This is a genomic window from Dactylosporangium sp. NPDC050588, assembly GCF_040654975.1.
Classification (GTDB): Bacteria; Actinomycetota; Actinomycetes; order Mycobacteriales; family Micromonosporaceae; genus Dactylosporangium; species Dactylosporangium maewongense.
In genome coordinates this window covers 26,550-39,869 of the sequence record NZ_JBFAJA010000090.1, presented here as the reverse complement: position 1 = coordinate 39,869, position 13,320 = coordinate 26,550, and the positions used below count along the sequence as shown (strand labels likewise).

Sequence of the window (13,320 nt, the reverse complement as noted above, 5' to 3'; positions counted from 1 at the left end):
GGTTCGTCTGGCGCAACACGCCGGACACGTTTAGCGTCTCGACCATGGCCGCCAAAAAAGTCCTCGCGATCGTCCTCGCCGGCGGCGAGGGCAAGCGATTGATGCCCTTGACCGCTGACCGGGCGAAGCCGGCGGTGCCGTTCGGCGGCATCTACCGGCTGATCGACTTCGTCCTGTCGAACCTGGCCAACGGCGGCTATCTGAAGATGGTCGTGCTGACCCAGTACAAGTCGCACTCGCTGGACCGCCACGTGACGAAGACCTGGCGCATGTCGACCCTGCTCGGCAACTACGTGACGCCGGTGCCGGCGCAGCAGCGGCTCGGGCCGCGCTGGTTCGCCGGGTCCGCGGACGCGATCTACCAGAGCCTGAACCTCATCAACGACGAGCGTCCCGACTACGTGATCGTGTTCGGCGCGGACCACATCTACCGGATGGACCCGGAGCAGATGATGCGCCAGCACATCGAGTCGGGCGCGTCGGTGACGGTCGCCGGGATCCGGCAGCCGCTGTCCACCGCCGACCAGTTCGGCGTGATCGAGGTCGCCGACGACGGGCGGCAGATCTCCGCCTTCCGGGAGAAGCCCCGCGACGCCCGCGGCCTGCCGGACGCGCCGGACGAGATCTTCGCGTCGATGGGCAACTACATCTTCACCACCGCGGCGCTGATCGAGGCGGTCACCCGCGACGCGCAGGACCCGTCCAGCAAGCACGACATGGGCGGCAACATCATCCCGTACTTCGTCGACAAGCATGAGGCGGCCGTCTACGACTTCAGCAACAACGTCGTGCCGGGCAGCTCGGACCGCGACCGCGGCTACTGGCGCGACGTCGGGACCCTGGACTCGTTCTACGAGGCCAACATGGACCTCATCGCCGTGCAGCCGGTGTTCAACCTGTACAACTTCGAGTGGCCGATCTACACCGGCAACAGCCCGTGGCCGCCGGCGAAGTTCGTGCACGGCTGGGGTGAGCGGGTCGGCCGGGCGGTCGGGTCGATGATCTCCCCCGGCGCGGTGATCTCCGGCGCCCTGGTGGAGAACTCGGTGGTGTCGCCCAACGTGAAGGTCCACTCGTGGGCGCACGTGGAGGGCTCGGTGCTGATGGAGGGCGTCGACATCGGCCGGCACTCCGTGATCCGCAACGCCATCATCGACAAGAACGTCATCGTGCCGGAGGGCACCGAGATCGGTGTCGACCTGGAGAAGGACCGGACCCGCTACACGGTCTCCGAGGGCGGGATCGTGGTCATCGGCAAGGGTCAACGCATCATGCCGTAGGAAGACGACGCTAACGCTGCCAACCCCGCGCGGATTCGATACGGTGAGGATCATGGGTACCCCGACACCCGAAGCACCTGCCATCGCCCGGACCGACACCGAGACCGCGCTCGCCTCCGAGGATCCCGTGGTGGTGCCAGACGCGCCCGCGGGAACATGGCAGGCCGCCACCGGTCCGAGTGTCGTGACCGCGGACCGGTTCCCCATCGAGCAGATCACGCCACAGGTCGAGGGCGGCCGGTTCCCGGCGAAGGCCGTCGTCGGCGAGCTCGTCCCGGTGACGGCCGTCTCCTACCGTGAGGGCCACTCGATGATGGGCTGCAACGTGGTCCTCATCGGCCCCGACGGCAAGGAGGGCCCGTTCACCCGCATGGGCCCGGGCCCGGCCGGCACCGACACGTGGCTCGGCACGGTGCGCCCCGACGCGGTCGGCGCGTGGACGTTCGCGGTCGAGGCGTTCTCCGACCCGTACCTGACCTGGCACGACGCCGTCACGAAGAAGATCGGTGCCGGGCAGGGCCTGCAGGACCTGGGCAACGACCTGGCCGAGGGCGCGGCGCTGCTCAACCAGGCCGCGACGGGCGTCCCGGTGGCGGAGCGCTCCCGGGTCACCGGCGCCGCGCAGGCCCTCGCCGACACGACGATCCCGCTGTTCGCCAGGGTGTCCCCGGCGCTGGGCCTCACCGACGTGCTGTGGCGCCATCCGCTGCGCCAGCAGGTGACCCGCTCCAAGGAGCTGCCCCTGTGGTGCGACCGGAAGCGGGCGCTGTTCTCCGCCTGGTACGAGTTCTTCCCCCGCTCCCAGGGCGCGCTCGTCGACGAGCACGGCAAGCCGATCAAGCACGGCACGTTCGCGACCGCGACCCCGCGCCTGGCCGAGGTCGCCGAGCTCGGGTTCGACGTGGTGTACCTGCCGCCGATCCACCCGATCGGCCGGGTCAACCGTAAGGGGCCGAACAACACCCTGGTCGCCGGGCCGCAGGACGTCGGCTCGCCGTGGGCGATCGGCGCCGAGGAGGGCGGGCACGACGCGATCCACCCGGAGCTGGGCACCCTGCAGGACTTCCGGGCGTTCATCGCCGCGGCCGGCGACGCCGGCGTCGAGATCGCGATGGACCTGGCGCTGCAGTGCGCGCCGGACCACCCGTGGGTCACCGAGCACCCCGAGTGGTTCACCACCCGCGCCGACGGTTCGATCGCCTACGCGGAGAACCCGCCGAAGAAGTACCAGGACATCTACCCGCTGAACTTCGACAACGACCCGCAGGGCATCCGCGACGAGATCCTGCGCGTCGTGCTGCACTGGGTCGAGCAGGGCATCAAGATCTTCCGGGTCGACAACCCGCACACCAAGCCCGTCGGGTTCTGGCACTGGATCATCAACGAGGTCAAGTCGGTCGACCCCGACGTGCTGTTCCTGGCGGAGGCGTTCACGCGGCCCGCGATGATGCACGGCCTGGGCAAGATCGGGTTCACCCAGTCCTACACGTACTTCACCTGGCGCGTGCAGGCGTGGGAGCTGCGTGAATACGTACAGGAGCTGATCGCCGCCGCCGACTACATGCGGCCCAACTTCTGGCCCAACACGCCGGACATCCTGCCCGAGCACCTGCAGCACGGCGGCCCGCCGATGTTCAAGATCCGGGCGGTCCTGGCCAGCATGCTGAGCCCCTCGTGGGGGATGTACTCGGGCTACGAGCTCTACGAGCACCTGCACCGTCCGGGCTCCGAGGAGTACCTGGACAACGAGAAGTTCCAGCTGCGCCCCAGGGACTGGGCGGCCGCCGAGGCCGTCGGGGAGTCCCTGGCGCCGTACCTGCGCCGGCTCAACCTCGTGCGCCGGGACAACCCCGCGCTGCACTGGCTGCGCAACACCGTCTTCCACGGCATTGACAACGAACAATTGCTCTGTTTCTCGAAACGGGACCCTGACAGCGAAAACGCCGTGCTCATCGTGGTTTCGCTGGATTCGCACAACGTCCAGTGGGGTAACACCACCCTGGACATGCCCGCGCTCGGTCTCGACTGGCACGAGCGGTTCACGGTGCGCGACGAGCTCACCGGTGCGACCTTCGACTGGGGACAACACAACGCGGTCCGGCTCGACCCCCTGTACGAGCCGGCACACGTGTTCACGGTGCATCGTCACCGCTGACAGCACAAGGTAGGTGGCAGCATGACGGATCCGGTCGAGGGCACCCACGTCGTCGCGGACGGCACGGTCGAACACCCCTCAGCCAGTGACTTCGGCAACGCGAGAATCCTGCCGGCGGACGAGACCTGGTATCAGCGCGCGGTGTTCTACGAGGTGCTCGTCCGCGCGTTCGCCGACTCGAACGCCGACGGGTCCGGGGACCTTCAGGGACTGATCGGCCAGCTCGACTATCTGCAATGGCTCGGCGTCGACTGTCTCTGGCTCCCGCCGTTCTACGACTCGCCGCTGCGCGACGGCGGCTACGACATCCGCGACTTCTACAAGGTGCTGCCGGACTTCGGCACGGTCGAGGACTTCGTCGAGCTGCTCGACGCGGCCCACAAGCGCGGCATCCGGGTCATCACCGACCTGGTCATGAACCACACCTCGGACTCGCACCTGTGGTTCCAGGAGTCGCGGCGCGACCCGACCGGGCCCTACGGCGACTACTACGTCTGGAGCGACGACAACACCGCCTACTCCGACGCGCGGATCATCTTCGTGGACACCGAGGAGTCCAACTGGACGTTCGACCCGGTGCGGCGGCAGTTCTACTGGCACCGGTTCTTCCACCACCAGCCGGACCTCAACTACGAGAACCCCGAGGTCCAGCGGGAGATGCTCGACGTGCTGCGGTTCTGGCTCGGGCTGGGCATCGACGGCTTCCGCCTCGACGCGGTGCCCTACCTGTTCGAGGACGAGGGCACCAACTGCGAGAACCTGCCGGCGACGCACGAGTTCCTCCGCCGCTGCCGCAAGGTCATCGACGACGAGTTCCCCGGCCGGGTCCTGCTCGCCGAGGCCAACCAGTGGCCGGCCGACGTCGTGCAGTACTTCGGCGACGGCGACGAGTGCCACATGGCGTTCCACTTCCCGCTGATGCCGCGCATCTTCATGGCGGTCCGGCGCGAGTCGCGCTTCCCCATCTCGGAGATCCTCGCGCACACCCCGCCGATCCCGGCGAACTGCCAGTGGGGCATCTTCCTGCGCAACCACGACGAGCTGACCCTCGAGATGGTCACCGACGAGGAGCGCGACTACATGTACGCGGAGTACGCCAAGGACCCGCGGATGCGCGCCAACGTCGGGATCCGGCGGCGCCTCGCGCCGCTGCTGGAGAACGACCGCAACCAGATCGAGCTGTTCACCGCGCTGCTGCTGTCGCTGCCCGGTTCGCCGGTGCTGTACTACGGCGACGAGATCGGCATGGGCGACAACATCTGGCTCGGCGACCGCGACGGCGTGCGCACCCCGATGCAGTGGACCCCGGACCGCAACGCCGGCTTCTCCCAGGCGAACCCGGGCCGGCTGTACCTGCCGGCGATCCAGGACCACGTGTACGGCTACCAGTCGATCAACGTCGAGGCCCAGAAGGAGAGCTCGACGTCGGTGCTGAACTGGACCCGCACCATGCTGCAGGTCCGCCGGCGGCACGAGGCCTTCGCGGTCGGCGTGTTCCGGGAGCTCGGCGGGTCCAACCCCTCGATCCTCGCGTTCGTGCGCGTGCACGAGGAGGACGTGGTCCTGTGCGTCAACAACCTGTCGCGCTTCCCCCAGCCGATCGAGCTCAACCTGCAGCAGTGGGCCGGGTACACCCCGATCGAGCTCACCGGACACGTCCAGTTCCCGAACATCGGCCAACTGCCGTACCTGTTGACGTTGCCGGGCCACGGCTTCTACTGGTTCCAGCTCGTCGCGCCGGCCGAGCAGAGCTGAGGAGAGACCCATCTCATGACGACGCTGCCGTTCACCGAGTGGCTGCCGCACCAGCGGTGGTACGCGGGCCGCAACCGCACCCTGACCGATGTCCGCCCGGCGGCCGTCACGGCGCTGCCCGACCAGGTCGACCACGTGCTGCTCGACGCGCACTACGAGGACGGCGGCACCGAGCGCTACCAGGTGTTCGTCGGCTGGGACCTCAACGTCGTGCCCGAGCTGCACGCGGCGGCGCTGATCGGCGCCGCCGAGCACGACCGCGCCGGCTTCGACGCGCTCTACGACGAGCAGTCCGCGCAGCGCCTGCTCGGCCTGATCGACACCGGCGCCACCGTCGAAGGGGTACGGTTCGTGCCGGAGCCCGGCGTGGCGCTGCCGGTGCAGGCGCCGGCCCGGGTCGTGGACGCCGAGCAGAGCAACACCAGCGTCGTGTACGACAGCGCCGCGATCCTCAAGGTGTTCCGCCGGGTGACCCCCGGCATCAACCCGGACCTGGAGCTCAACCGGATCCTCGCCCGCGCCGGCTGCCCCAATGTGGCGCGGCTGCTCGGCGCGGTGGAGAGCACCGACGACGACGGCACGCCGGTCACCCTCGCGATGGTCACCGAGTACGCGCAGAACTCCGCGGAGGGCTGGGCGATGGCCGCGACCAGCGCCCGCGACCTGTTCGCGGAGCACGACCTCAACCCCGACGAGGTCGGCGGCGACTTCGCCGCCGAGTCGTGGCGGCTCGGGGAGGCGGTCGCGCACGTGCACCGCACCCTGGCCGTGGAGCTCGGCACGCAGACCGCCCCGGCGCCGGCGGAGGCGATGCTGGCCCGGCTCGACGCCGCGGTCCAGGCGGTGCCGCAGCTCGCCGAGTTCGTGCCGGGCGTGCAGGCGATGTTCCGCAACGCCGGCGACGACCCGATCACCGTGCAGCGCATCCACGGCGACCTGCACCTGGGTCAGGTGCTGCGGACCCCCGAGTCGTGGCTGCTGATCGACTTCGAGGGTGAGCCGGGGGTACCGGTGGAGGTCCGCCGCCGGCCCGACTCGCCGCTGCGGGACGTGGCCGGGATGCTGCGCTCCTACGAGTACGCCGCCTACCAGCTGCTCGTCGGCGAGGAGGGTGACGCGGCCCTCGCCGAGCGGGCGAAGCAGTGGGTGGACCGTAACCGCGCCGCATTCTGCGACGGCTACGCTGCGGCTGCCGGCTACGACCCCCGCGAGGATCAGGCGTTGCTGTGCGCCTACGAGCTGGACAAGGCGGTCTACGAGACCGCCTACGAGTCGCGGCACCGGCCGACCTGGCTGCGGATCCCCCTGCAGTCCATCGAGCGGCTGGTCAACGGCTCTCTGACGGAACCCAGGTGACGGAGCTTATGAATCTCGACGACCTCATCGCCGGCCGCTCGCACGACCCGCACGGCGTCCTCGGCGCCCACCCCGGCGGTGGCACCGGTGCCGGCTCCGGGGCCGAGACGACCGTCGTCCGGGCCATGCGCCGCGGCGCCGGCACCGTGTCGGTCGTCGTCGACGACGAGCGCCACCCGATGCGCCAGGTGCACGACGAGGGCGTCTTCGAGATCGAGCTGCCCGGCGTCGTCACCGACTACCGCATCGACGCCGACGGGGTGCTGACCGACGACCCGTACCGGCACCTGCCGACCGTCGGCGAGCTCGACCTGCACCTCATCCAGGAGGGCCGGCACGAGCGGCTGTGGACGGTCCTCGGCGCGCAGACCCGCCCCGGCGGCGTCGCGTTCGCGGTGTGGGCGCCCAACGCCCGCGGCGTCCGGGTCATCGGCGACTTCACCGGCTGGGGCCCGCACGACGGCTGGCCGATGCGGTCGCTGGGCGGCAGCGGCGTCTGGGAGCTGTTCGTGCCGGGCGCGCAGGCCGGCAACCGGTACAAGTTCCGGCTGCTGACCCCCTACGAGGGCTGGGTCGAGAAGGCCGACCCCCTCGCGCAGCACACCGAGGTGCCGCCGGCGACCGCGTCGGTGGTCTACCGCTCGACGTACGACTGGAAGGACGCCGACTGGCTCGCCCAGCGCGCCGAGCGCCGCAACCACGAGTCGCCCATCAGCGTCTACGAGGTGCACCTCGGCTCGTGGCGCCCCGGCCTGTCCTACACGGAGCTCGCCGACCAGCTCACCGAGTACGTCACCGACCTCGGCTTCACCCACGTCGAGTTCCTGCCGGTGATGGAGCACCCGTTCGGCGGGTCGTGGGGCTACCAGGTCACCGGCTACTACGCGCCGACCGCCCGCTTCGGCCACCCCGACGAGTTCCGCCACCTCGTGGACCGCCTGCACCAGGCCAACATCGGCGTCATCCTCGACTGGGTGCCGGCGCACTTCCCGAAGGACGCCTGGGCCCTCGCCCGCTTCGACGGCACGCCGCTGTATGAGCACGGCGACTGGCGGCGCGGCGAACACCCCGACTGGGGCACGCTCATCTTCGACTTCGGCCGCGCCGAGGTCCGCAACTTCCTCGTCGCCAACGCCCTCTACTGGTGCGAGGAGTTCCACGCCGACGCGCTGCGCGTGGACGCCGTCGCCTCCATGCTCTACCTCGACTACTCCCGCGAGCACGGCCAGTGGGCGCCGAACCAGTACGGCGGCCGGGAGAACCTCGACGCGATCTCCTTCCTCCAGGAGGCGAACGCGACCGTCTACAAGCACCACCCCGGCATCATGATGATCGCCGAGGAGTCCACGGCGTGGCTCGGCGTCACCCGCCCCACCGACTCCGGCGGCCTCGGCTTCGGCTTCAAGTGGAACATGGGCTGGATGCACGACACCCTGACCTACGTCGCCAAGGACCCGGTCTACCGGCAGTACCACCACAACCAGATGACCTTCGCCACGGTGTACGCGTGGAGCGAGAACTACATGCTGCCGATCAGCCACGACGAGGTCGTGCACGGCAAGGGCTCCCTCATCGGCAAGATGCCCGGCGACCTGTGGAAGAAGCTCGCCAACGCCCGGGCGCTGCTCGCCTACATGTGGTCCTTCCCCGGCAAGCAGCTGCTCTTCATGGGCTGCGAGCTCGGCGACGAGCAGGAGTGGAGCGAGGAGCGCGGCCTGGACTGGGGCCTGCTGCAGGACCCGCAGCGCGCCGGCCTGCAGCGCCTCGTCCGCGACCTCAACACCGTCTACCAGCGCACCCCGGCCCTGTGGAGCCAGGACGTCACGCCCGACGGCTTCCGCTGGATCAACAACGAGGACTCCGGCGGCAACGTCTTCTCCTACCTGCGCTGGGCCGCCGACGGCTCGGCGGTCGCCGTCGTCGTCAACTTCGCCGCCCACCCGCACGAGGGCTACCGCGTCGGCCTGCCCTTCGCCGGCCGCTGGGCCGAGATCCTCAACACCGACGCCGACATCTACGGCGGCTCGGGCGTCGGCAACCTCGGCGCCGTCGAGGCCACCGCCAAGCCGTGGAACGGCCTGCCCGCCTCCGCCGAGCTCCGCATCCCGCCCCTCGGCGCCCTGTGGCTCAAGCTCGGCTGACCCGCGCTCAACCCGTGAGGCCCGCCGCAGGCCTCTTGGCAAGATGACGGCGCGGACGGCAGCGGTCGCCGTGGTGGCGTCGGTCGTCGTGCTGCTCGCCGGCTGTGCGGGGCCGGACTTCCGGCGGGGTGGCCCACCGCCCTTCGTCGTCGGCACGGACGGTCCCGACCGCGGCGCGCTCGCCCGCTGGTCGGACTTTCCGGCCGGGCGGCGACCGCGGCCGGTCGTGCTGCTCGGCGACCCGGCGTCGGCCGGTGCGGGGTTCACCGACGGCGCCGCGAAGCAGGCCTTCGCGGCGAAGCGGCTCAGGGTGACCGCCACGCTGCCCGCCGGGCCGGCGACCGCGACCGTCGCGCTGCCGGACGGGCCGGCCGAGCTCGGTGTCATCGGCGCCGCCGCGGCCGTCGCGGCGCTGGCCCGCCCCCTCGCCGGCTCGGCCGACCCCGTGCTCGTGCTGGACCAGGTCAGGTACGCGCCGGCGACGTTCCCCACCGACCGGGGGCCGCTGGTCCTGCCCGCGTGGCAGTTCTCCGGGCCGGGCGTGCTCGGCGCGATCGCGTGGCCCGCCGTCGACCCGGCGGCGCTGTGGCGGCCCGGCGAGAACCCGGACGCCGGCACGACCGCCGTGATCGCCGGCGACGACCGTACGCTGACCGTCGCGCTGCCCACACCCGCCGGCGGGGCCTGCCCGGGCAGGCCCGTGGTCGCCTTCACCGCCTTCACCGCCTTCACCGCCGAGGCGGTGGCCACCCCGGCGGCGGTCGCCGTCGGGCTGCGCGCCGCGGGCACCGGGTCGGTCGTGCCCGGACCGACGCGCGACGACTGCGCCTCCGACGACGTGCTCCGCTACGCCCAGCACACGCTCGTCCTGGACGCCCCGCTGGGCGGCCGGGTCGTCCTCGGCCCGGACGGTGCGGTCATCGCCGTGCGGAGGGCGTGACGCCGGGCTGGGCGCTGAAGAGGGCGTCGAAGACCGGTAGCGGGTTCATCGTGGTGTACGACCTGGCCCGGTCCCCCGCGATCAGCGCCGAGCAGGTGGGGTCGACGACGACCGCGAGCGGCTGCTGCTCGCGGAACGTGAAGACCAGGCTGACCTGGACCGGCAGGGTGATCGGCAGGCAGGCCTGGTCGGCGGGGACGGCCGGGAGCGCGTTGAGGATCGCGGTGAGGCGGTCGACGCCGGTGGTGAGGACCTTCGGCGGGGTCAGGCCGGTGACCACGGGGGCCGTGCTGGCCAGCGGCGTCTCGCAGCGGGTCACGGTGGTCGCGCCGAACGGCACGAGCGGGCCACCGGCGTCGGTCGGCGGGCCGCCGGCGAAGCGGATGCGGACCTCCGCGCAGTTCACGGCGCCCCAGGCGGCACCTGAGGCGAACGGCGACGCCCCGGGCGACGGCGGCTCCATCGACGGCGACGGCGGCGCAGGCCCGGTCACGGCGCCGGCGAACGGCCCCGTCGCCAGCCCGGACGGCGCCACCGAACCGCCCGGCGAGCCGTCCAGCGGGCCAGGCGGCGAGCCGTCGGGCGGGGCGGATCCGGGGCCGGACGGTCCTGGCGGCGGTGGGGCCGGCGCGACCTGGGCGGCGAGGGACGGACCGGCCGGCGCGCCGTGACCCGACCCGGCCAGCATCGCGGCACCGCTCGCGGCGACGGCGGCGACCACTGCCCCGGCCACCGCCGGGGCGCTTCGGAGGACGGCCATGAACCCCAGGCTAGACGGGCTGCGCGGTCCCGGTGGCGGGTTGCCAGGGCTGCACCCAGGGCGTCGCCGGCCAGCCCTCCGCGGCGGCCATCAGCGGCCAGCAGGTGGCGCCGTCGACGGCCTCGCGGACGATGTCGGCGTGGCCGGCGTGGCGGGCGGTCTCCTCGATGAGGTGCAGCAGCACCCAGCGGACCGACCAGGCGTCCACGTCGTCCGGGAACCACGGCACGCCCTTCGGCACCGGCACCGGCTGCCCCATGTCGGCGATCCCGGCGACCGCCGCGGCCGTCTCCTCGCCGGCCTTCACGTAGTCGGCCAGGACGTCCGCGAGGGTCTCGTCGGCGCGCAGCACGAACCCGTCCTCGTAGTCGACGGCGGGCGAGGGCCGCTGCAGCATCGTCGCGACCCAGTTGCGCTCCATCTGGGCCAGGTGCTTGACGAGCCCGCCGACGCTCAGCGTGCTCGCGGCCGGCGCGAGCCGGGCCTGCTCGTCGGTGAGCCCGAAGGCGGCGTTGCGCACGCCCTGGCGCTGCTGGTCGAGGAACGCGAGCAGACCTGAACGTTCGTCGGCGACCGGAGGCACGTTACCCGGCATGACTGGACCCCTTGATATCGCTTGTTTCGCTTGTCAGGGTCCATCCTGCCGACCATTGCGGACAGGTTCCGTCCTTTACCTCAAACGGGGGTCGGCGGCAGTGGCAGCGGCAGGCCCGGCAGCCCGTCGATGCTGACCCCCACGTGCTCCTTGCTCTCGAAGTACGCGCCGAGCGAGGCGTCGTCCTCCCGCGCGAAGCGCTTGCCGTGCAGGTCACGGTCGGCGTCGTACGTCATGAACGGCACCGCGTAGCCGCACGTGTCGCGGATCAGCTCGGCGTGCACGACGATGATCGCGCGCAGGCCGTGCTGGGTCGTGTCGATGCCGGGGAAGTGCGCCACGAGCCCGGACCAGCGCGGGTCGTCGCGGAACACCGGCTCGCCCCGGCCGTGCACGCGCACGATGTTGGGCGGGCCGTCGAAGGCGCACCACATGAGCGTGATCCGCCCGTTCTCCCGCAGGTGGGCGACGGTCTCGGCGTTGCTGCCGGCGAAGTCGAGGTAGGCGACGGTCAGCTCGTCGATGACGGCGAACGAGCCGGTGAGCCCCTTCGGGGACAGGTTGATGGTGCCGTCGCCGGACAGCGGCGCGGTCGCGGTGAAGAAGATGTGCTGCGCCTCGATGAAGGCCCGCAGCCGGCCGTCGATACGTTCGTAGACCTTGCCCATACCCGCCATCGTCCGCCGCCCGCGGCACCCCGTCAGCCCCCTGTCCCGTATACCGAGCGTGACGGTCCTTACAGCGGCGCCCGTCGCCGGCCCTTACAGCGGCGCCCGTCGCCGGCCCTTACAGCGGCGCCCGTCGTCGACCCTTACAGCGGCACCCGTCGTCGACCCTTACAGCGGCACCCGTCGTCGACTCTTACAGCGGCACCATCGCCGGCGCGGCGGTGCTCTCCCGGACCACGAGCCGGGTGGCCAGCTCGATCCGGGTCGACTCGAGGCGCTCACCGGCGATGATGCGCAGCAGGGTCCGGGCCGCGGCGACACCCATCTCGTGCAGCGGCTGGCGGACCGTGGTCAGCGGCGGCGCGGTCCACTCGGCGAAGTTGAGGTCGTCGAAGCCGACCACGCTCACGTCGTGCGGCACGCCGAGCCCGGCCTGCCGCAGCGCCTCGTAGACGCCGGTGGCCTGCTGGTCGCTGCCGGCGAACACGGCGGTCGGCGGGTCCGGCAGCGCCAGGAAGCCGGCCATCGCCCGCAGTCCGCCGTCGTGGTGAAAGTTTCCGTACCGCACCAGGTGCCGGTCCGCGGCGATCCCGGCCGACTCAAGCGCGGCACGGTAGCCGGCGATGCGGGCACGGGTGCACTGCAGCTGCTCCGGCCCGCCGATCGCGGCGATCCGCCGGTGCCCGAGCCCCACGAGGTGCTCGGTCGCGGCGTACCCACCGGCGAAGTTGGTCGCACCGATCGACGCCACGTCCGGCGGCGGCTGGCTGACCCCGTCCACGACGACGAACGGCATGCTCCGGCGCGCCAGCTCGGCCCGCTGGTGCTCACTGAGCTCGGACAGCACGAGGATCGCGCCCTGTGACCCGCGGGCCAGCAGCGACTCCAGCCACCGTCTGGTCAGGCTTTCCCGGTTGTGTACCGCGGAGACCACCAGCCCGAGGCCCGCGGCCTCCACGACCTCCTCGACCCCGGTCAGGATCGACAGCCCCCAGACGCTGTCGAGCTCGTTGATGACCAGGTCGACCAGGTCACTGCGGCGCCCGGGCCGACGAGACGCGTGCGGCCGCTGGTAGCCGCGGTCGGCGAGAAGCTGCTCGATGTGCTTGCGGGTCGCGTTCGAGACGTCGGTGTGCCCGTTGAGAACCTTGGACACGGTGGAGATCGCCACGTTGGCCTCCCGCGCGATCTCCGCCATCGTCGGCCGTTTCGTCACCATGCCGCAACCTTTCGAACGGCAACACAGTGATGGGGACCGTACACCCCAGGAAGCAGGACCGAAATACCCCCGAAACTTTCGGCGCCCGACAAGCGTCCACCCACCACCGGGATCGGACCGCCGCTTGACGCACTGACGGCGGGGAGTTACGGTCGGTGCAGTACCGACAAGGAATTTTTTCGGTGGTGCTAAGGTGGGTTAGTCGGCGCGCCACCGGAACCAAGCACCAAGTCCGATCTCACAGCGATCTGATCTCACGGGGCGATCTGACGTGATCCGCCATCAGACCGCCCACGAGATCCACCATCAGCCCGGCAGACCGGCATCAGCCCAGAAGACCGACATCAGCCATCAGTCCAGGAATTGCACATGGCGAAACGCGACCACTGAGCTCGGCACGTGGACGGCCGGCATCCGCCAGCAGACCGCCCACGGAACCGGCCATCAGCCC

At 71.1% G+C, this 13,320-nt stretch carries 10 protein-coding genes; 6 read left to right on the top strand and 4 right to left on the bottom strand.

Annotated features, from left to right (window positions below):
* Window positions 1-44: 44 nt before the first annotated feature.
* From glgC to AB0I21_RS45775, 6 genes are read left to right on the top strand one after another with little or no spacing between them, the layout of a single operon-like run.
* Entirely contained in the window at window positions 45-1,280 is a 1,236-nt protein-coding gene (gene glgC / locus AB0I21_RS45800) for a glucose-1-phosphate adenylyltransferase (protein WP_360570468.1), read from the top strand.
* 52 nt (window positions 1,281-1,332) lie between these two features.
* A complete protein-coding gene (locus AB0I21_RS45795) occupies window positions 1,333-3,435 on the top strand; it encodes an alpha-1,4-glucan--maltose-1-phosphate maltosyltransferase (RefSeq protein ID WP_360570466.1) in 2,103 nt (700 codons plus the stop codon).
* Window positions 3,436-3,456: 21 nt separating this feature from the next.
* Window positions 3,457-5,190 (top strand): maltose alpha-D-glucosyltransferase, encoded by a 1,734-nt coding sequence (gene treS / locus AB0I21_RS45790; RefSeq protein WP_360570464.1) that lies wholly within the window; start codon window positions 3,457-3,459, stop codon window positions 5,188-5,190.
* Between the two features lie 15 nt (window positions 5,191-5,205).
* The gene (locus AB0I21_RS45785) at window positions 5,206-6,546 is read left to right on the top strand and encodes a maltokinase (RefSeq protein ID WP_360570462.1); all 1,341 of its coding nucleotides are present in this window, start codon (window positions 5,206-5,208) and stop codon (window positions 6,544-6,546) included.
* A gap of 8 nt (window positions 6,547-6,554) precedes the next feature.
* Window positions 6,555-8,687 carry a 1,4-alpha-glucan branching protein GlgB gene (gene glgB, locus AB0I21_RS45780; protein ID WP_360570503.1) on the top strand — a complete coding sequence of 711 codons (2,133 nt, stop codon included), beginning with the start codon at window positions 6,555-6,557 and terminating at the stop codon, window positions 8,685-8,687.
* A gap of 43 nt (window positions 8,688-8,730) precedes the next feature.
* Window positions 8,731-9,627, top strand: a complete 897-nt coding sequence (locus AB0I21_RS45775) for a hypothetical protein (RefSeq protein WP_360570460.1) — start codon at window positions 8,731-8,733, stop codon at window positions 9,625-9,627.
* Here AB0I21_RS45775 and AB0I21_RS45770 read toward each other — a convergent pair.
* The 4 genes from AB0I21_RS45770 to AB0I21_RS45755 form a co-directional block, all read right to left on the bottom strand.
* Window positions 9,605-10,387 carry a hypothetical protein gene (locus AB0I21_RS45770; RefSeq protein ID WP_360570458.1) on the bottom strand — a complete coding sequence of 261 codons (783 nt, stop codon included), beginning with the start codon at window positions 10,385-10,387 and terminating at the stop codon, window positions 9,605-9,607. The two genes, AB0I21_RS45775 and AB0I21_RS45770, sit on opposite strands and share 23 nt — an antisense overlap.
* Window positions 10,388-10,397: 10 nt before the next feature.
* Window positions 10,398-10,982 carry a DinB family protein gene (locus AB0I21_RS45765; RefSeq protein ID WP_360570456.1) on the bottom strand — a complete coding sequence of 195 codons (585 nt, stop codon included), beginning with the start codon at window positions 10,980-10,982 and terminating at the stop codon, window positions 10,398-10,400.
* Window positions 10,983-11,062: 80 nt separating this feature from the next.
* Window positions 11,063-11,650, bottom strand: a complete 588-nt coding sequence (locus AB0I21_RS45760; protein WP_344502228.1) for a pyridoxamine 5'-phosphate oxidase family protein — start codon at window positions 11,648-11,650, stop codon at window positions 11,063-11,065.
* A gap of 193 nt (window positions 11,651-11,843) precedes the next feature.
* A complete protein-coding gene (locus tag AB0I21_RS45755) occupies window positions 11,844-12,869 on the bottom strand; it encodes a LacI family DNA-binding transcriptional regulator (RefSeq protein WP_360570454.1) in 1,026 nt (341 codons plus the stop codon).
* Window positions 12,870-13,320 lie beyond the last annotated feature (451 nt).